Below are 17,439 nucleotides of genomic sequence, written 5' to 3' on the forward strand. Positions count from 1 at the left end.
CTCGCCAGCGCGTGATACGTCACGCAGGATTTGCCTCAAACAGCGGCAGAACTGCCGATTTCCAAGGCAAAACATCTTCCTTCGGCGGTTTGCCTACCTCTTTAGGCTGAATTGCACGGGAGGGATGACTCTTCCAACTTGCCGCAGCCAATCGGGCTAATCCGCAGCCGTTCGGCGACACGTGAGGCTCAAGAGGAGGGGCGTAGCGACATGAAATTTTTTCTTCACGTAGACGAGCAGAGAGGTCTCATTCACGATGTGGAAGGGATTGATTTTCCTTCCGTCGAGAAAGCCGTTCTCGAGACCTTCTTCGGCATGCGTGATATCGCTGCGGACTGTCTGAGGAGCGGCGAGGAGCTGACTCTCAAGGCCATCGCGATTGCCGACGAAACCGGCTTTGTCTTCGCGACAATCACCTCCCACGACGTGCTGCAGGGCCTTTTCCCGACGTTCAGCTGAAGTGCATTGATGACGGGTGAGCGGCAGGACTCAATCAGGAATGCTCCGGTATCACTTGGAGTAGGTGGTTATCAGAGCTGAGCAATCCGCCGGTCTTGCCCGATATGGTGCTGCACCGCAGTCGAATGCAATCGGCGGCGCGGGGGCAGCTGCGCCGCCGAGTCCGGTGTAAGTCGCCTACCTGTCAGTACTTGCGAATTTCGAGTCCGCCGTGCCACCATTGTCGCTACCGGCGTTGATCCCGTCATGGACACCCTGGTTCTTTTCCTGTCCCCACCCGTTATTTCCCTTGGAGGTGGGTTCCGGCGGCGGCTCGCATTCGCCCTCTCCGCACGCGTAACTCGCAGAGAAGCCCGCGCCGGCGAGCACCATCGCGGCGCTTAGAGCGATAGCCTGCAGTAACTTCGTTGACATCGCTGTATTCCTCCCTTGCTTCGGATGTGAACTGCTTCACCCGTGAGAGAATGGTCCGATTGCCCCTGCATGTCATGGCAGCAGAATGACGGATCGGTCAAAAGGCGTAGCGCGCTCGGAGGTGGAAGAAAGCAGGCTCAGAGCAGGTTGATACCAAGGCAGCTCTCAGACGGGTAAATTCATTTGCTTGCGCAGGCTCTGGTCGAAGGCGCTTGACGGAACAAGGCGTCGCAGAAGACGAAGCCGGCGCGCCCGCTTGCCGGCGGGGTAACGGAGTTTCGGCGATGCGGCGGCGGCGGCGGTAACGACGGTGGCGGCGACCGTTTCCGGCGCGTCGCCCGCCTCGATGGCGCTATTCCAGACCGCATTCATCGATGCTCGCGCCTTGTCGTAGATGCCGAGCATCCGATCAGGCTGGGTTGCATTTTGCTCGAAGGATGTACGGGTGAATGCTGGTTCAACCAGGAGAACGCGGATCCCGGCAGTGCGGACTTCGTGATCGAGCGATTCGGAATAACCTTCGATCGCGTGTTTGGTCGAGGAATAGAGGGCGCTGAACGGGCTTGGAAGGAAGCCGACCACCGAGGACATATTGATGATACGGCCGCCGCCCTGACGCCTCATGACCGGCAGGACTTCATTGGTAACGCGCATTACGCCGAAGACGTTGACTTCGAACAGGGTCTTCGCCTGATCAACCGAGGATTCCTCTGCGCCGCCGATCAGGCCGCTGCCGGCGTTGTTGACGAGCAGGTCTATGCGGCCGGCTTGGCTCACCACGTCCGCCACCATCCGCCGTACGGACTCCTCGTCCGTCACGTCACAGACCAGCATCGTCATCCCGCTTGCTGCGTCCGGCACGGCCTTCCGGCTGGTCCCGAATACCCGGTATCCTTCACGCTGCAGCGCTCGCGCCGTCGCTAGTCCGATGCCGGAGGAAGCGCCCGTGACCAGGGCGACACCGTGTTTTGTATTGCTCATCTGTCTCAGCTTTCATTTTTCAGTGGAACATCTATGCAAAGCTAGTTACTATCATTTCGAAAGTAAGTCACTATCAAAAAGATATCGACATGCAAGATCTTTTGGACCAACCATGCCTGATCGCCCGCAGCCTCGCATTGATGGGGGATGCATGGAGCATGCTGATCCTGCGGGACGCCCATGCGGGGCTCACCCGCTTTGACGAATTCCGCAAAAGCCTCGGCATCGCGCCGACAATCCTGACCCGCCGGCTTTCGGCACTGACCGACGAAGGGTTGCTGGAAAAGCGCCGCTACTCCGAGAGGCCGCCGCGGGACGAATATGTGCTGACGACGGCCGGGCGCGACTTTCTTCCGGTCCTGTTCGCAATCGGCGCGTGGGGACGAAAGCATCGCGGCGGCGGGCAGGTAACCCGGTTTTTCGACGCCGAGACGGGAACGGAGATCGATCCGGTCACCATCGACCGCTCGACCGGCGCTCCAATCGGCACACGCCCCATTCGCATCGTGACGCCCGAATAGAGCAGAAAAATCCGGTTTCCGTAACTCGGAACTTATCAGCGGACTTTTTATCGCGCCATCGTCTGCTGCGCCCACTGCTCCTTCTTACCGGCACGAAGGAGCAGCCAGCCTATGATGACCATCATTGCGCCCCAGATTAAAAATCCGATATCCCAGTAGATACGGTAGGCCTCAGCCACGGTTTCATTGACGTGATGGAGGCCGAGTAGCTGGTGGTCAATCAATCCCTCGATGAAGTTGAAAGCACCGAAACCAATCAGCATGGTGCCAATAAGGAGTTTGCTGGACCAGTACAGGTGGCGGCGGTGGGCGTGGCGCCAGAGGATGAACAGCCCTGCTGCGACGAAAAGATACGTGCTGCTATGGAATATGCCGTCCCAAAGCGTGTTCAGCTCCAGGTCTTCAATGGTTGAGATCGGATACCGGGAACTGAGCATATGATGCCATTGGAGCACCTGGTGCAGGACGATGCCGTCTAAAAAGCCTCCAAGGCCGACACCGAACAGGATGCCGGCACTTATGGGAAATGTTCGTTCTTGCGGCTGCATGACCAATGGGCTCCTGCACTTGCGTTCTTTCGCGAACTTATAAAGCTCCCCGAGGTTCCGTCGGCCTTCCGGATTTAAGATGTTGTGGCCGCTGCTGCCCGGAACGCCGGTGCAAGGCCGAAATGCACCCCTATAATTTCCCAACGGAAACATGCCCGACTTGCAACCAAATACGTCCGCGCTAGTTCTTTTCTTCGATCCAGGAGGAAATATGAACGAAGTTTTGAGTAAAAAAGCCAAGACCGGCGTACAAGGGCTGGACGATATATTGTCCGGCGGCCTCACCCGAAGTCATGTGTTCCTGCTTGAAGGTTCGCCGGGGACAGGCAAAACAACAATCGCGTTGCAGTTCCTCACGCAAGGTGCGGAGCTTGGAGAACGCTGTCTTTATATAAGCCTCTCCGAAACCGAGGAGGAGTTGCGGGACAGCGCCCGCTCCCACGGGATGGAAATTGACGAGCAGATCGAGATCTTCGAACTTGTGCCGCCCGAAAGTCTGCTTGATGCCGATCAGCAGCAAAGCCTTTTATATTCGTCCGACCTTGAGCTGGGTGAGACGACCAAGCTCATATTCCAGGCCTTCGAGCGGGCGAAGCCGGCCCGGGTCGTTATCGACAGCCTTTCGGAAATCCGGTTGCTTGCGCAGAGCTCGCTCCGCTACCGTCGCCAGATCCTTGGGTTGAAGCATTTCTTCTCCCGCTCGGATGCAACGGTATTGCTTCTTGACGATATGACCGCGGAACATATGGACAAGACCGTCCACAGTGTGGTCCACGGCGTCATACATCTCGAACAGCTTGCTCCGGATTACGGATCGGAGCGCCGGAGGCTCCGGATCATAAAATATCGCGGCCAATCTTTTCGCGGCGGCTACCACGACTTCGTGATCAAGACTGGGGGAGTGGCCGTCTTCCCCCGCCTGCGCGCCGTCGAGCACAGAACAGGCTTCGAGCGGACAACGCTGATCAGCGGTATCCGGGAATTCGACGAACTTCTCGGGGGTGGGATCGAGCGCGGCACCAGCACTCTCCTGATTGGCCCGGCGGGGACCGGCAAGAGCCTCTTTGCGTTGCAGTTCATCAAAGGGTTGGTGAAGCACGGAGAAAAAGCGGTGATATTCCTCTTTGACGAGGAACTAAGCCTGCTGTTTTCACGCACGAAACCCATGGGTATCGACCTCGAGAAGATGCGCGACGACGGTCTGATCCACATCGAACAGCTGGATGCTACCGAATTGTCGCCCGGTGAGTTCGCCCACCGCGTCAGGGATCGGGTAACAAGCCTCGACGCAAAGGCGGTGATCATCGACAGTATCAATGGCTATCAGGCGTCGATGCCGGAGGAGAATGCCCTCATCCTGCATATGCACGAATTGCTTCAGTACCTGAACCGGCAGGGTTGCAATACCTTCTTGACCGTTGCACAACATGGTCTGGTCGGGGATATGAAATCACCCGTGGATGTCACTTATCTTGCCGACACCGTCATCCTGCTTCGCTATTTCGAGGCTCACGGCAAAGTTCGCCGCGCCGTCTCGGTCATCAAGAAACGGACCGGCAAACACGAAGAAACCATTCGCGAATTCCGCATCAGCAGAGCCGGACTGACTTTCGGCGAGCCACTTTCGGACTTTCACGGTATTCTGCGCGGCGTACCGACATTCGTGGGCAATAGCCAGCCGCTGTTGCCGAGCTCAGACAAGGAAGACCACCATTCCTAATCAAGATGCTATCGGCCTGATCTACGCGCCGCTCGGGCGAGACGCGCAGATCGCGGCTTCGCTTCTGATGGAAGCGGGAATAACGTCGAAGGCAGCACCGGATCTTCCCACCCTCGTCGCGAGCCTGAATGACGGCGTCGCCTTTGCCGTGATTACGGACGAAGCTCTGCGTTCTGCTGACCTGCGTTCCCTCGCCTCGTGGATCGAGCATCAGCCGAGTTGGTCGGACTTGCCGTTTATCATCCTGACAGCGCGTGGCGGCGGCCCAGAGCGCAATCCCGTTGCCGCCCGCCTGTTGGGCGTGCTGGGCAATGTCAGCTTCGTGGAGCGCCCTTTTCACGCGACGACTTTCATCAGCGTGGCTCGTTCGGCAATGCGAGGAAGGCGGCGGCAATACGAAGCCCGCCTGCGCATGGAAGCCTTGGATGAAGGCGAGCGGCGCCTCCAAACGGCGCTGGAGGCGGGACGCCTGGGTGCCTGGGAGCTCGACCTTGCAACCAACGAGCTGACGACGTCGTCCACCTGCAAACGGATTTTCGGCCGTGATCCCGAAGATCGCTTCACCTATGACGAGCTCTTGGCCGCTACTCATCCGGATGATCTCGAACGGGTGCAAACTGCGGTCAGGACTGCGATTGCGACGGGCTCGGAATACGCGATCGAATACAGAACCGTCTGGAAAGACTACTCCATCCATTGGGTGGAAATTCGGGCCCAGCTCTACAGGGATCGGACGGGTAGCGTGATCAAGCTGGTCGGCGTATCGGCCGATATCACCGAACGGCTGAGGGCGAAGGAACACCAGCGGCAGCTCAACGAGGTTCTGGAGGAAAGGGTCGCGGAACGCACGCGAGAACTTAAAGAGGCCCACGCCCAGATGATGGCAGAAATGAGCCAGCGGGAGCTGGCCGAAGAGCAGCTCCGCCAGGCGCAGAAGATGGAGGCCATAGGGCAACTTACAGGCGGTGTGGCTCACGACTTCAACAACCTCCTGATGGCCGTCCTCGGGAACCTTGAGCTCCTGCGCAAGCATGTCGGAGACGACATCAGGGCAATCCGGTTAATCGACGGCGCCTTGCAGGGCGCAAAGCGTGGCGCCTCGCTCACCCAGAGACTGCTCGCCTTCGCCCGCCGGCAGGACCTTCGTATAGGGCCTGTCGATCTCGGCGGCCTCGTGATGGGAATGAAGGACCTGCTGGCGCGCTCCGTCGGCTCGGCGGTCTCGATAGAGGTTGCCGTTCCCGATCAACTTCCGCCCGTATCGGCCGATGCCAATCAGGTTGAACTGGCCCTCCTCAACCTCGCCGTCAACGCGAGGGACGCGATGCCGGATGGCGGGACTATCCGTATAGAGATCAAGGAAACCGAGCAGATTTCAGGAACGGATGTGCTCGCTGCCGGGCGCTATGTCGTTCTTTGCGTTGCCGACGAGGGCCATGGAATGGACGAGGAGACCCTGCAAAAGGCAATCGAACCGTTCTTTTCCACCAAGGAGCTGGGCAAGGGAACGGGACTGGGACTTTCGATGATACATGGTCTAGCCTTGCAGCTGAAAGGGGCGCTTAAATTGTCGAGCACGCCCGGCAAGGGCACGACAGCCGAACTGTGGATACCCATCTCGACATCGTCCGCTCCGGAACAGGAACAAAGCCAAATGATACCGAACGACGAGTTAAACCCCGTGACACCGAAGCGGATACTGTTGGTCGATGACGACGCTCTGATCGCCATGAGCTCCGCAGACATGCTGAGCGACCTCGGGCACCACGTCGTGGAAGCGCATTCGGGGAAAGAGGCACTCGCATGCCTCGCCGATCATGGCGGCTTCGACATCATGATTACGGACTATTCGATGCCGGGGATGAACGGTGCCGAGCTTGCCAAAGCAGCCCGCCAAATCGTCCCCGGGCTGCCGATTGTCATTGCGTCGGGCTATGCCGAACTTCCGCCGGGCCTGGACCTCGATGTCGCAAGGCTGGGAAAACCATATACTCAGGATCAACTGTCTCTGGAAATTCACAAGCTGACCGCCGCCGTCGAAAAGGCCTGACCGCCACGGGGGTGAAGGCCCGACACCAGGAGCCCGCCCGATTGTTTCCGTCGGGCTGCGCATGCAAAGCCGCTAGAGGGCGCCGATCGATTTGAGCTTCTTCAGCACCATGGCGTTCGGTTCGCCGGTCTCCGGTAGACGATAATGCTTTTCGAAGCGGCGGATGGCGGCCTTGGTCTGTTCGCCGGCAACACCGTCGACTTCCACATCCGCATAGGCAATGTTGGAGAGCCCCCGCTGGATCTGCAGCACGAGATCCGTTGAAGGCGATGTCGCCGCGGACGGCCGGACAGCGGCGGGAACTGCGGCTGGCGGCCGGGCGGCAGCGGGGATGGACCCGGGCACGCGGCGGGCATTGGGGATTTCGGCAGGCGGCGTCATGGACGGAAGGCGCTCGGCGGCGCGGATTGCCGCCGCCACCGGGTCTTCGCTCCGGACGCCGGCATTCTGTGCCGGCCGGCGCGGCAAGGCAGCCTTCTGTATTGGCGCCGGCGCCGGCTGGGCCGGTTTGACCGAGGCGGGAGCCGGCGCCTTGGCGGTTTCGACGGGAGCGTGCTTCGGCGCCATTGGGGCGGCCGGCAGAGGTGCGGCGATCTGTGGACGCGGAGCCGGCGGCATGGCCGGGACCGGAGCGGCGACCGGGGCGGCGGTCGGATCGGAAACAGGTGCAGCAACAGACGGTGCGGCCGGTGGCGCGGGACTTGCGCGTTCGATCCGGAAGGTCGTCGTATCGGCGGGCGCGGTGCGCCTCATCGGCCGGTAGCCGGCGATCGCATTCGGGTCATCGGCATCGCGGGTGGCCAGGAAGGGTGCAGGATGACCGCCCGGCTGATACCACAGCGCATTGGCCGCAACGAAGCTGAAAACCACGCCAAGGGTTGCAAAGCCGAACAGAGGTTTTGGATGGCGCAGGGCCGCGCGCCCCGCCGCCGAAGCGAGGTTCGACAGAAGACCCGGCTGCCGGACGGCTTTTTTCCTGTCAGGCGATTTTCGCTTTCGCGCGGTCATCGGCAAAATCCTGTTCGTCCATCATGGGCGCCTGCCGGACTGCCTGCAGCCGCGGCGGGAATTCAATCTTCTCCTCATGCAATTCGCCCGGTGTGCCATCGATCCCCGAACCGTCGACCGGAAGCGCGACGGTGACCACTGTCCCCTCGCCCGGCCGGCTGGCGATCGAGAAGCGGCCGCCATGCAGCGCCACCAGCCCCTTGACCAGCGAGAGACCGAGGCCGGTTCCTTCGTACGAGCGGGTATAGGCGTTTTCAACCTGCATGAACGGCTGTCCAATGAATTCGAGCTTCTCGGCGGCGATGCCGATACCCGTATCGCTCACCGAAATCACCACGTCATCGCCCGACATCATGGCATCAATGGAGACGACGCCGCCGTGGCCGGTAAATTTGATCGCGTTGCCGGCGAGGTTGATCAGAATCTGCTGCACGGCGCGGCGGTCCGCCACCACTTCGCCAAGGCTCCGCGAGGCGCGGCTCGTCAGGGTGATGCCTTTTTCGCGGGCCGTCAGATCCAGCATGGCGCGGCAGGCTTCCATCGCCTCTGCAAGCGAGAAGGGCTCAGCCAGCAGCTCGTAGCGGCCAGCCTCGATCTTCGACATATCGAGCATGGTGTTGACGACGGACAGCAGATGCGCGCCCGACTGGCGGATCAGCCCAACATATTCGCGCTGGCGGTCGTTTGCGAGCCGGCCGAAATATTCCCCCGCCAGCACATCGGAGAAGCCGAGGATGGCGTTCAGCGGCGTGCGCAACTCATGGCTGACCGCCGCAAGAAACCGCGACTTGGCTTCATGGGCGGAACGGGCCTCCGCCACATGGGCGGCGGCCTTGGCATGCAGGTCCTGCTCGTCCGAAACGTCGCGTGCCTGCGCAAAGACGTAGAGAACCTGGCCCTCGCCGTCGCGGATGGCGGTCATGTCGAAACGGACGGGCAGGAACTGGCGCCCGGCGGAGGAAAAGGGCCGCTCGATGCGGATATCGGCGACAGCGCTTGCCGCTCCCTGACGCAAGGCATCGAACGCCTGAATAAGGCCGATCCGATCGGACACGTGGACGAGTTCGGCAAGCGACTGGCCGGCCGCTTCGCGCAGGTTTACGGGAAAGCCGCTGCGGTCCCGTCCGCCCGTCTTCACGACATGGCCGTGCGAATCGAGAATCACCGACAGACCGGGGCAGGCATCGAACAGCACGTCATCCGGCTGCGCGGCCGCGACGGAAACCGCCACGGGGCGCGGGAAGGCAAAGGCGGCCGCGACGCAGAGAAGGAAGAGCGAGAGCACCAGGGCGACCCCGACCGGCAGCGCCAATGCCGGCGCAAGAAGCATGGTCAACGCAGGCGGCACGACGACCAGCGCGGCGGCGCAGGCAAAGACCAGACGCCGCAGCCGTGCGATATCGCCGACGCGGGCTTCCTCGCCTTCGCCAAGGCGGGTCAGCCAGCGGATTGCGGTCTTGTCGACCAGCAGAACCGCCTTCCCGGCAATGTTACTCAATACGCGCACGCAAAACCCTGAACAGATAAATTCGACAAGGCCGACAATAGGCCCCGGCGGCTTAAGGAAAGGATAAAAATGGGGGTCGGCACCCCGGCCGGAAGGCCCCAAATCCGGCTTTGGGACATATTGGTCGACCGTTCTCTGCTTGTGGTTAACGGCGGGTAAGCGACGGATTTGGCTTGATTTTTCTGGTTCTGTTAACTTTTGTGGCAGCGGGAGGCACGGCAAGCCCAAGGCTTTCGGCGGACCTGCCGCAATTATGCTTAACATCGATCATTAAACTTCTAACGGATGTGTCCGCGGATGCCACACTGGAGAGGCGATAGTTCGAATTTTAGATAAATTTGCCGAAAAAGCGAACGGCTGCGTCAAAGCCATATTTGCTTCCGGCCGATACAACCATGTTCAAGACCGGCACAGACCCGGCGGCCCGCTAAACCTTGCGGGAAAAACAGGTGGACAGGACGATGTGGTTTCTCATCAAGGGAAGTGTTTGGTTTGCAGCCGTGCTGGTGGTGCTTTCCTATTTCAGCAGCCGCCCGGCGACCGAAACCCAGGGCGCCTCGGCACTTGAGGTCAGCGACGCATTCACCGCCGCGACCGAAGCCTATCAATATGTCAGCGCCATCTGCGCCGAAAAGCCGGATGTCTGCGAAAAGGGTGCGGAGACCTTCTCGGCGCTCGGCATCAGGGCCAAGGAAGGTGCTCGCGTAGCCTTCGAACTGCTCGACAAGCAGTTCGGCAGCAGCAAGCCCGCACTGGACACCGCCGTGCTTGCCGACCCGCAGCCAACGCCTTTCCCGGCGAAACCTCTCGAGAGCGCGGCCGCCGCGGCCTCCGACACCATCTTCACCGGCACCGTGCCGGTGCCCCAGAAGCGCCCGGCACACTGAACGCTGGCGCCTCCACAACGAATTTTAAAGCTTGCGCCGGGCTCCGTTGCCTCGGTTCCTGGCGCCGGACTGCCTGCCCTGCTATTCGGCTTTTTGCTGACGCCGTGAGGAATGAACTCCTCACGGCGCATTTTTTTCTTCCATACCGACAGTCAATAACTATATGGAGCGCAGGTAATTGCGGAGCGCCCATGGCCAGTCTCGAACAGATCCTCGATGATTTCGCCTTCCTTGACGAGTGGGAGGACCGCTACCGCTATGTGATCGAACTGGGCAAGGCCCTGCCCGACCTTGCCGACGACCAGAAGACCTCCCAGAACAAGGTGCAAGGCTGCGCCAGCCAGGTCTGGCTCGTGAGCCATATCGACGGCGGGGTGGATCCGGTGATGACTTTCGACGGCGATTCGGACGCCCATATCGTGCGCGGCCTCGTCGCCATCGTGCTCGCTGTCTATTCGGGCAAGCGCGCCTCCGAGATCGCGGCGACGGACGCGATCGAGATCTTCGACCGCATCGGGCTCGTCGAGCACCTCTCCTCGCAGCGCGCCAACGGGCTCAGGTCCATGGTCAAACGCATTCGCGAAGAGGCGAAGATGAAGGTGGCGGTTTGAGGCGCCCGTCGGGCTTATTTAATCGACTTTGGTTTCTCGGGCCGAGACTTTTTTCGGAACCTTTTTCTTAGGCCGCGTGGCTACATTTTCCTTATGCACAGGCAAAGGGGGAAGTCGGGTGTTTGCAGACCAGTCAAGGCTTGCAAAAAGGCCACGAAAATACGGATAGCAAGCAAAAACGCCGACGCGCCTGAGAAAAATCTTTACTGCTTTCTCATCACAGGCTTCAGAGAGCCGATAGCTTACAGTATATTTTGCGGAGCACTCAAGAGTTACTCCGCTATCATCTTTTGCCTCGACCTCAAAATTGACAAGGCATGCTGCAAATCCATCTTCGACATCATAATAGGTGTCCTCTGTCTTAACGACATACCCGATAGCAGGGGATCCTTCGTTATCGAAGTAACGCGACATTACATCGAAATTGACATGAACAAGCTGGATACCGTTCAGTTCAGCGGCATCTACAACCTTATTGTAGCGGTCTACGTGATCTTCCGTTTCACGGGCCGGCGTGCGCGATTTAGTGGTCTTGGCCATCACGCCGCTTCCGCAACCTTATAACCGTTCGAGTTTGCGCTCATGCCCGTATTCTGATGCCAAATGACGTCTACCTGACGACGCTGAAGTGCACGCCAACGGCAGGACTCATCAACCTCGTTGTCAAGTGCATGGCTCACCTCCTCGACCTCCCGTGGGACTTCGGAAGCGGAAACATAATCAGCACGAAGACCAAGAACATGAAGAGCACGACCGACGAGCTTAATCGTAGGGTTAGCCTCAGACGAAAGCATCTGACTCACGCGCGCACGAGAGACACCAAGCATTTTTGCAAGTTCGGCTTTAGTAATAGATTTTTCCTGCATGGCATCGAGCACAGCGAACTGATAATTCATCAGGGCGTCTTCGCCCGCAATGATCTCTTCAGCAGCCAAGTCTCTGATTTCTCTATCCATTTTTAAGCCTCACCCATTCTTTTGCTGCTTTTTCCAGCTTCTTCGCATCGGCCTTATTTTGCTTCTTTGCCGGATCACATGACGTTCCAACGAAACAGCGGCGCCCTCCATACGACTCTACAACGCCATAAATCCGAAATTGATATGCTTTGAATCCGAAAACCATAACGTCGGTTCCACCGACGTTTTCCCGTCCCTGTTTTTTGAACATTTCATTGTCCAGCGACTGGGGACCTTTTTCTGCAAATCGCTCGAAGTATCGTTGCAGCGTTCGCTTGGCTTGAATGCTATTTCGATCGTTTCGATCCAGCAGGGCTTCATACTCCTTACGGGCCTCTCCGAACAACAAAACACGCGCATAGTCGCCGGCCGCAACCACACGACATTCCCCGTCAATCTCATCATTATCGTGTGAATGGGACGACATTACAACGCGAGAGTTAAGTTATGACTAAACAAGAATCAAGTCCTTACCGCTTAAAGGATGAATCTGTCGCAAATCCAATGTCAATACGTGGTATTGTTGCCTCCAGTCATTAATCTGAGCAATAACAGCTTCTTGCTTCAACCCGGCTTTCAGAACTCCGGCCGATAGTCCTCCGTGCCCCAATTATAGCTTTTGCGGTGATTCGCCGGCGGCGGCGCGTAATGGCGGGCGAGAGCCAGAAGTGCGGTCCTGAGCATCAGCTTGGCCGAACGCGCCGGCCACTGGCGTTCACGCTCCACCGTCTCCAGTCCCTTGGAGAAGCAGCATACATCCACCGCCACGCCTGATAATTCCGGCCCCATGGCATCCACCGCCTTGGAGAACCGGATCCGTGCCGCCATCGCGCTGTCGGCGATTTCCGCCTGCCCGCCCGCCTGGCCTTTTGTCCGGGTCGCCAGACGCGGCTCCCAGGACGATGTGACGCGCGGCTGGAGCTGGCCGCGGGTGAAGTCGGACAACAGCCGCTCGCCCGCATCGATCGCCTCCGCGGGAAGAAAGTCCTTGCCGCCGCGGTCCTTCAGCCGGGCGACTGCCCCGAGCGGAGATTCCAGGAGATTGCGGCGAACCGGCGGGCGAGCGCCCTCCACCTCCGCCGAGGTAATGGCGATCTCGCCATGCTGCTCGATGAACGCCTCCTCGCCCGTCACCAACGACCGGCGCAGAAAGGCGGAGGCTTCGGCAGTGGCGGAGATTCGCGTCGCAGACAGATGCACCAGGCCGAGGGAGCGTGCCTGCGATACCACGGCCTCCGGATAAAGCCGCTCCTGGGCGCCCAAGAGCCTGATTTCGCCGGCCTGCGTCCTTTGAATGCCGCAGTCGCCGCGGGCCAGTTGGCGGATCAACCTGAGAAGTTGTTTCCTCGATGCAGGATTGGATGCCCTTTCAATCATGAGACGGCACTTCCGACAGGCCAAAGACGGCAGTGGCGATACGCTCAATCGCGGAGACGAAATCATCGAAGGCCGCGTCGTCGCGGCGATCTTCCACGACATGGCAGGCATGGCCGACCGTGGTGCGATCGCGCCCGAAAGCATGTCCGATATCGCGCATGGGGATTTGAAGCGAAACGTGGCACACATACATAGCAATCTGGCGCGCATGGCAGGCGCAGCGGCGGCGGTCGCGGCGCGGCATCACCCGGTCGCCGAACAAAAGGATCAATTCCGCAACCATCTGGCGGACGATTCGGCATGCGGTCCTGATCGGCATTCTGGCGGGAAGCCGAGACGGATCGGCCGGTGCGTCGAAGGCCGGAAGGCGGCCGCCCTGCGGAACCTGCGGCTCGAAATGTTTCTCCAAAGGCATGACAACTCCTCAATGAATAGGAATTAATTCATACATCCTAGAGCAAAAGCGGGGACATAGAAATCGCGAGCCCTATAATTTTAGGCTGAAAACATTATGATTTTTCGCAAATACTTGAAAGGGAATGGGATTTTTTTCCTCCTCTTATCCTCCTCTTTCAAGGCAAGAAAAAACCGGGCACGATGGCCCGGCCTTTATCCGTATGCCCCTCGGGCATACAACTCGCCCTCCCGTCGCTTGCGCGATCGGTTCCTTTTCGGACGAGATTAAAATCCTCCCATGCCTGACCGGAGTTCCGGATCAGGCCTTGCCGCGCTTGCGGCGTTGTCCAAGGCCCATTTCCTTGGCAAGTCTCGAACGAGCTTCCGCGTATGCGGGCGCTACCATCGGATAATCGGCCGGCAGGCCCCACTTCTCACGATACTCTTCCGGTGTCATGTTGTAGTGGGTCATGAGGTGCCGCTTCAACGACTTGAACTTCTGACCGTCCTCAAGGCAGATCAGATAGTCGTCCTCGATCGACTTCTTGATCGGAACCGGCGGCTTCGGCTTTTCGACGGCCGTAATCACCGGAGCGGGCGACGAGGTATTGCTCAGCGCCGAGTGTACGTCTGCGATCAGATTGGAAAGATCACTGACGGGGACCACGTGGTTGCTCACATAGGCAGCCACGATATCTGCGGTCAATTCCACCAGCAGATCCTGGCCTTTGCCCAATGCGATTTCTGTCATTTGTTGTCTCCTGTTCAACGTCATGGCAGGCTCTGCGACCTCCGCAGATCCTGCCGTTCGTAGAGTTTTTCGGAGAAAACCCCCTTGCCCCGCACCGTCTTGCGACCGAAGCCTACCCCTAAGCTTCATGCGGAAGAAAAGCCGATTTTCACCGGATATTGCTTTCGATTGAAACCTGCCCTGCGACCAGCTACTGTGTGTTCTTCCACTTGAAGAACTTGCTGTCTTTGCCCTATTGGCGGTGGGGACGTCTAATCTCGAACAACATCTGCACTCTACTTGAAATGAAGTACCACCGCTCGCCTCAATGTCCAAGTGAGAAATTTTTCGGATACAGGGCTTTCTATCGGCTATAGACGCCCTAAATCAGCATTACTGACGTATAGACGGTAATTTCCTCAATTATGACAAGCTTATAACTCGTTTTATGACGGGTTATATTCAGTTTTGGTGATCGTTCAGGTCATCCCGAACGGATTGCTCATGCAGAGGATAACCCATCTTGTGTGCCGCCATGGCGAGCAGATGGGCCGAAATCGGCGCTGTAAGGACGAAGAAGAAGAAACCCGCCAGCGCCCGCGCAAGGGTCGAAAGATCGCCGGCATGCAGGGCGACCGCCAGAAGCATGAGACCGGAACCGACAGTGCCCGCCTTGGATGCTGCGTGCATGCGAGTATAGACGTCCGGCAACCGGTTGATGCCGATTGCGGCAACCAGCGCAAATCCTGCACCGACGAGGATAAGAAGAGCGGTCAGCAGGGCGATCAACACCGCGATCATTTTTTTGCCTTTCGACTGACGGCGGGGCCAGCGCCCGGCTTGCGGCTGGTCGCCCGCTTGTGTTTCGGCGCCAGGGGCGCAGCGGGCGCCACCGGGCTGGCCTTCGCCTCGGGCGCTTCTTCACCCCTGCCACGCGCCAGGATGAAGCGGGCGAAGGCGACGGTCGCCAGAAAACCGACCAGGCCGAGCGAGATGGCGATATCGATATAGAGCGTGAAGCCGGTGCGGATGGCGATCAGGGCAATGAAGCCGATCACGATGCCGACCAGCATGTCGAGCGCCACCACCCGGTCAGGAAGCGTCGGTCCCTTGATGACGCGCCAGACGGTCAGCAGGAAGGAAAGGCCAAGCACCACAAGCGCCAGCCAGAGGGCCGAAGAGAGGATCGTCTGTGCCGTCATCGGAAGGCCTCCATGATCTTCCTTTCGAAACCGGTGGCAATGTCGCGCTTGGTCGCCTCTGGGTCCGAGCAGTCGATCGCATGGACGAACAGCGTCTTGCGGTCCGCCGACACATCGACGGAAAGCGTTCCGGGCGTCAGCGTGATGAGATTGGCGAGCAGGGTGATCTCGAAATCCCGGTCGACCGTCAGCGGATAGGCAAAGATGCCCGGCTTCAATTCCATGCGCGGGCTCATCACCAGGACGGCGACCTTCCAGGCCGAGAGCGCCAGTTCCTTGAAGAACAGGACAAGCAGGGACAGGATGCGGCCCATCCGCCGCCAGTAGCCGCGGGCGCTCATCTGTTCACGAACGATCCACAGCGACAAGGTGGAAAGCGCGAAACCGAAGATGAGATTGTGCAACGTGCCGCTGCCGGTGACGGCGACCCAGACGACGGCAAAGACCAGCGACAGGATATAGGTGGTCACGGTGCGGCACCTCCGGGGAAAACCGACCCGATATAGGCCGACGGTTCGGCAAGGCCGGCTGCGGCTCTCTGCGAAAGATCCAGAACCGTCTCCGGAAACAGACCGAAGAAAATGGAGAGAGCCGTCAGACAGCCGAGCGGCCAGGCGATCCGCCAGTCGATTGCGGTCACCAGTTCGGGTACCATCTCAAGCACCGGCTCGGACCGCGGCCGCCAGTAGGCGAGCAGGAAGACGCGGGCAAGCGCCATGGTGACGATGAAGGCGGAAAGCAGGATGGCTGCGGCGAGCCACCAGGCGCCGATATCGAGAGAAGCCTTGAGCAGCACCAGTTTTGGCCAGAGCCCCGACAGGGGCGGCAGACCGGCGGCAGCCAGGAAAAGGGCCAGCGAGGCTGCGGAAAACCCTGGTGCCCGGCGATAAAGCCCACCAAGAGCAGAGAGGGTCCAGGCGCCGCCGAGCCGTGCCGCTTCGCCCGCCATCAGGTAGAGCGCCGTCATCGTCACCACCGAGTGCAGCGCGTAGAGGATCGATCCACTGACGGCCGCCGGCGTGCCGATCGCGACCCCCGCCAGCATATTGCCGATACCCACAATCACCACATAGCCGACGAGCCGGCGCAGATCGTTCTGCGCCAAAGCGCCAAGAGCACCGATGACCATGGTCAGCGCGGCGGAGATTGCAACGACGAAACTCAGCTCCTCCCGCTCGACGGGAAAGAGCATGACGGTGACGCGGATCAGCGCATAGATGCCGACCTTCGTCAGCAGGCCGCCGAACAGCGCCGACACCACGATGCGCGGCGTGTGATAGGAGGCTGGCAGCCAGAAATTCACCGGGAAAGCCGCGGCCTTCATGGCAAAGGCGAGAATGAAGAGCGCCGTCAGCGTGACGAGCGGGGCAGTCTCTCTGAACCCCGATGCCTTGCCGGCGATATCGGCCATGTTGAGCGTGCCGAAGATTGCATAGAGATAACCGACGGCGATCAGGAACAGCGTCGTGCCGATCAGATTGAGCACGGCATATTTCAGCGCGCCATCGATCTGCTCAGGTTCGGAACCGAGGATCAGCAGGCCGAAGGAGGAGATCAGCAGCACTTCGAACCAGACATAGAGGTTGAAGATGTCGCCGGTCAGGAACGCCCCGGAAACCCCTGCCATCAGCAGCATCAGAAACGGAAAGAAGCCGTAGCGGCGTCCGGCGGCATCGATGTCGCGCAGCGCAAAGACCCCGGCAGCGAGCGCTACCACGGCCGAGACGAGTGCCATCAACGAGCCGAAGAGATCAGCGGTGAACGCAATGCCGAAAGGCGGCAGCCAGCGGCCCATGACCATGGTGACCGGCCCCTGTATCGAAACGCGCATGAGCAGCGCCGCATCGAGGAGAACGAGCAGCACCAGACCGGAGATGGCGATCGTCCCGTGCAGGCGCACGGATTTACGCACCATCATCAGGAGCGCGCCGACGCCGATCATCAGCACCACCGGCAGGACCACCAGCCAGTCGGCGATTGCAGGCGCGGCAAGGACAAGGGCTGCGGAGAGATCGGTCGAAGGGGCGGCCATTTATCGAATCTCCCCTGGGGCGAAAGCGCCGCTGGGCGAT

The 17,439-nt window shown here is 59.7% G+C and carries 21 protein-coding genes; 6 read left to right on the top strand and 15 right to left on the bottom strand.

From position 1 onward, the window contains the following. Positions 1–210 precede the first annotated feature (210 nt). Positions 211–459: a DUF6894 family protein gene (locus tag C5L12_RS08860; protein WP_105371679.1), complete on the top strand. Its 249-nt coding sequence runs from the start codon at positions 211–213 to the stop codon at positions 457–459. A 177-nt stretch (positions 460–636) separates the two neighbouring features. Here C5L12_RS08860 and C5L12_RS08865 read toward each other — a convergent pair whose 3' ends face one another. Together C5L12_RS08865 and C5L12_RS08870 are read right to left on the bottom strand one after the other, a co-directional pair. After that, entirely contained in the window at positions 637–873 is a 237-nt protein-coding gene (locus C5L12_RS08865) for a hypothetical protein (RefSeq protein WP_105371680.1), read from the bottom strand. A 165-nt stretch (positions 874–1,038) separates the two neighbouring features. Continuing rightward, positions 1,039–1,854 (bottom strand): oxidoreductase, encoded by an 816-nt coding sequence (locus tag C5L12_RS08870; RefSeq protein ID WP_105371681.1) that lies wholly within the window; start codon positions 1,852–1,854, stop codon positions 1,039–1,041. An 89-nt stretch (positions 1,855–1,943) separates the two neighbouring features. Here C5L12_RS08870 and C5L12_RS08875 point away from each other — a divergent pair, with 89 nt between their 5' ends. Further along, positions 1,944–2,375, top strand: coding sequence for a winged helix-turn-helix transcriptional regulator (locus tag C5L12_RS08875; RefSeq protein WP_105371682.1), 432 nt, complete (start codon positions 1,944–1,946; stop codon positions 2,373–2,375). Between the two features lie 47 nt (positions 2,376–2,422). Here the strand turns inward: C5L12_RS08875 and C5L12_RS08880 are convergent, their stop codons facing one another. After that, positions 2,423–2,923, bottom strand: a complete 501-nt coding sequence (locus C5L12_RS08880) for a DUF2243 domain-containing protein (RefSeq protein ID WP_105371683.1) — start codon at positions 2,921–2,923, stop codon at positions 2,423–2,425. Positions 2,924–3,134: 211 nt separating this feature from the next. On the opposite strand from C5L12_RS08880, the gene C5L12_RS08885 reads away from it, so the two are divergent. After that, a complete protein-coding gene (locus C5L12_RS08885) occupies positions 3,135–4,643 on the top strand; it encodes an ATPase domain-containing protein (protein ID WP_105371684.1) in 1,509 nt (502 codons plus the stop codon). 67 nt (positions 4,644–4,710) lie between these two features. Further along, positions 4,711–6,693, top strand: coding sequence for an ATP-binding protein (locus C5L12_RS08890; RefSeq protein WP_105371685.1), 1,983 nt, complete (start codon positions 4,711–4,713; stop codon positions 6,691–6,693). Positions 6,694–6,765: 72 nt separating this feature from the next. Here C5L12_RS08890 and C5L12_RS08895 read toward each other — a convergent pair whose 3' ends face one another. After that, positions 6,766–7,701 (bottom strand): peptidoglycan-binding domain-containing protein, encoded by a 936-nt coding sequence (locus C5L12_RS08895; protein WP_105371686.1) that lies wholly within the window; start codon positions 7,699–7,701, stop codon positions 6,766–6,768. Further along, positions 7,673–9,208, bottom strand: a complete 1,536-nt coding sequence (locus C5L12_RS08900) for a sensor histidine kinase (RefSeq protein WP_170109070.1) — start codon at positions 9,206–9,208, stop codon at positions 7,673–7,675. The genes C5L12_RS08895 and C5L12_RS08900 overlap by 29 nt, the downstream gene beginning before the upstream one ends. Before the next feature lie 461 nt (positions 9,209–9,669). On the opposite strand from C5L12_RS08900, the gene C5L12_RS08905 reads away from it, so the two are divergent. Further along, a complete protein-coding gene (locus C5L12_RS08905; RefSeq protein ID WP_105371688.1) occupies positions 9,670–10,095 on the top strand; it encodes a DUF5330 domain-containing protein in 426 nt (141 codons plus the stop codon). 191 nt (positions 10,096–10,286) lie between these two features. Further along, positions 10,287–10,706 carry a SufE family protein gene (locus tag C5L12_RS08910; RefSeq protein ID WP_105371689.1) on the top strand — a complete coding sequence of 140 codons (420 nt, stop codon included), beginning with the start codon at positions 10,287–10,289 and terminating at the stop codon, positions 10,704–10,706. Positions 10,707–10,724: 18 nt separating this feature from the next. Here C5L12_RS08910 and C5L12_RS08915 read toward each other — a convergent pair whose 3' ends face one another. The 10 genes from C5L12_RS08915 to C5L12_RS08960 form a co-directional block, all read right to left on the bottom strand. Then, positions 10,725–11,246 (bottom strand): hypothetical protein, encoded by a 522-nt coding sequence (locus C5L12_RS08915; protein ID WP_105371690.1) that lies wholly within the window; start codon positions 11,244–11,246, stop codon positions 10,725–10,727. Next, entirely contained in the window at positions 11,246–11,662 is a 417-nt protein-coding gene (locus C5L12_RS08920; protein WP_105371691.1) for a helix-turn-helix domain-containing protein, read from the bottom strand. Before C5L12_RS08920 ends, C5L12_RS08915 begins: the two co-directional genes overlap by 1 nt. Continuing rightward, positions 11,655–12,041: a hypothetical protein gene (locus tag C5L12_RS28080; RefSeq protein ID WP_157949009.1), complete on the bottom strand. Its 387-nt coding sequence runs from the start codon at positions 12,039–12,041 to the stop codon at positions 11,655–11,657. Before C5L12_RS28080 ends, C5L12_RS08920 begins: the two co-directional genes overlap by 8 nt. Positions 12,042–12,238: 197 nt before the next feature. Then, positions 12,239–12,991, bottom strand: coding sequence for a DUF6456 domain-containing protein (locus C5L12_RS08930; protein WP_245422818.1), 753 nt, complete (start codon positions 12,989–12,991; stop codon positions 12,239–12,241). A gap of 40 nt (positions 12,992–13,031) precedes the next feature. After that, positions 13,032–13,454 (bottom strand): helix-turn-helix domain-containing protein, encoded by a 423-nt coding sequence (locus C5L12_RS28730; protein WP_245422819.1) that lies wholly within the window; start codon positions 13,452–13,454, stop codon positions 13,032–13,034. A gap of 300 nt (positions 13,455–13,754) precedes the next feature. Then, positions 13,755–14,186 (bottom strand): Ros/MucR family transcriptional regulator, encoded by a 432-nt coding sequence (locus tag C5L12_RS08940; RefSeq protein ID WP_105371694.1) that lies wholly within the window; start codon positions 14,184–14,186, stop codon positions 13,755–13,757. A gap of 441 nt (positions 14,187–14,627) precedes the next feature. Further along, entirely contained in the window at positions 14,628–14,966 is a 339-nt protein-coding gene (gene mnhG, locus C5L12_RS08945) for a monovalent cation/H(+) antiporter subunit G (RefSeq protein ID WP_105371695.1), read from the bottom strand. After that, complete coding sequence (locus C5L12_RS08950) at positions 14,963–15,367, bottom strand: cation:proton antiporter (RefSeq protein WP_105371696.1); 405 nt, start codon at positions 15,365–15,367, stop codon at positions 14,963–14,965. The genes mnhG and C5L12_RS08950 overlap by 4 nt, the downstream gene beginning before the upstream one ends. Beyond that, positions 15,364–15,837, bottom strand: a complete 474-nt coding sequence (locus C5L12_RS08955) for a Na+/H+ antiporter subunit E (RefSeq protein ID WP_105371697.1) — start codon at positions 15,835–15,837, stop codon at positions 15,364–15,366. Before C5L12_RS08955 ends, C5L12_RS08950 begins: the two co-directional genes overlap by 4 nt. After that, entirely contained in the window at positions 15,834–17,399 is a 1,566-nt protein-coding gene (locus C5L12_RS08960) for a Na+/H+ antiporter subunit D (protein ID WP_105371698.1), read from the bottom strand. Before C5L12_RS08960 ends, C5L12_RS08955 begins: the two co-directional genes overlap by 4 nt. Between the last annotated feature and the right edge of the window lie 40 nt (positions 17,400–17,439).

Source organism: Neorhizobium huautlense (assembly GCF_002968575.1).
In the GTDB taxonomy this organism is placed as follows: Bacteria; Pseudomonadota; Alphaproteobacteria; order Rhizobiales; family Rhizobiaceae; genus Neorhizobium; species Neorhizobium huautlense.

Excerpts from the sequence above, each read along its gene's own strand:
- mnhG (WP_105371695.1), bottom strand. The coding sequence starts at position 14,966 with ATGATCGCGGTGTTGATCGCCCTGCTGACCGCTCTTCTTATCCTCGTC.
- C5L12_RS08870 (WP_105371681.1), bottom strand. The coding sequence starts at position 1,854 with ATGAGCAATACAAAACACGGTGTCGCCCTGGTCACGGGCGCTTCCTCC.
- C5L12_RS08895 (WP_105371686.1), bottom strand. The coding sequence starts at position 7,701 with ATGACCGCGCGAAAGCGAAAATCGCCTGACAGGAAAAAAGCCGTCCGG.
- C5L12_RS08915 (WP_105371690.1), bottom strand. The coding sequence starts at position 11,246 with ATGGCCAAGACCACTAAATCGCGCACGCCGGCCCGTGAAACGGAAGAT.
- C5L12_RS08910 (WP_105371689.1), top strand. The coding sequence starts at position 10,287 with ATGGCCAGTCTCGAACAGATCCTCGATGATTTCGCCTTCCTTGACGAG.
- C5L12_RS08920 (WP_105371691.1), bottom strand. The coding sequence starts at position 11,662 with ATGGATAGAGAAATCAGAGACTTGGCTGCTGAAGAGATCATTGCGGGC.
- C5L12_RS08950 (WP_105371696.1), bottom strand. The coding sequence starts at position 15,367 with ATGACGGCACAGACGATCCTCTCTTCGGCCCTCTGGCTGGCGCTTGTG.
- C5L12_RS08880 (WP_105371683.1), bottom strand. The coding sequence starts at position 2,923 with ATGCAGCCGCAAGAACGAACATTTCCCATAAGTGCCGGCATCCTGTTC.
- C5L12_RS08960 (WP_105371698.1), bottom strand. The coding sequence starts at position 17,399 with ATGGCCGCCCCTTCGACCGATCTCTCCGCAGCCCTTGTCCTTGCCGCG.
- C5L12_RS08885 (WP_105371684.1), top strand. The coding sequence starts at position 3,135 with ATGAACGAAGTTTTGAGTAAAAAAGCCAAGACCGGCGTACAAGGGCTG.
- C5L12_RS08890 (WP_105371685.1), top strand. The coding sequence starts at position 4,711 with ATGGAAGCGGGAATAACGTCGAAGGCAGCACCGGATCTTCCCACCCTC.
- C5L12_RS08875 (WP_105371682.1), top strand. The coding sequence starts at position 1,944 with ATGCAAGATCTTTTGGACCAACCATGCCTGATCGCCCGCAGCCTCGCA.
- C5L12_RS08865 (WP_105371680.1), bottom strand. The coding sequence starts at position 873 with ATGTCAACGAAGTTACTGCAGGCTATCGCTCTAAGCGCCGCGATGGTG.
- C5L12_RS08940 (WP_105371694.1), bottom strand. The coding sequence starts at position 14,186 with ATGACAGAAATCGCATTGGGCAAAGGCCAGGATCTGCTGGTGGAATTG.
- C5L12_RS08905 (WP_105371688.1), top strand. The coding sequence starts at position 9,670 with ATGTGGTTTCTCATCAAGGGAAGTGTTTGGTTTGCAGCCGTGCTGGTG.
- C5L12_RS28730 (WP_245422819.1), bottom strand. The coding sequence starts at position 13,454 with ATGCCTTTGGAGAAACATTTCGAGCCGCAGGTTCCGCAGGGCGGCCGC.
- C5L12_RS08860 (WP_105371679.1), top strand. The coding sequence starts at position 211 with ATGAAATTTTTTCTTCACGTAGACGAGCAGAGAGGTCTCATTCACGAT.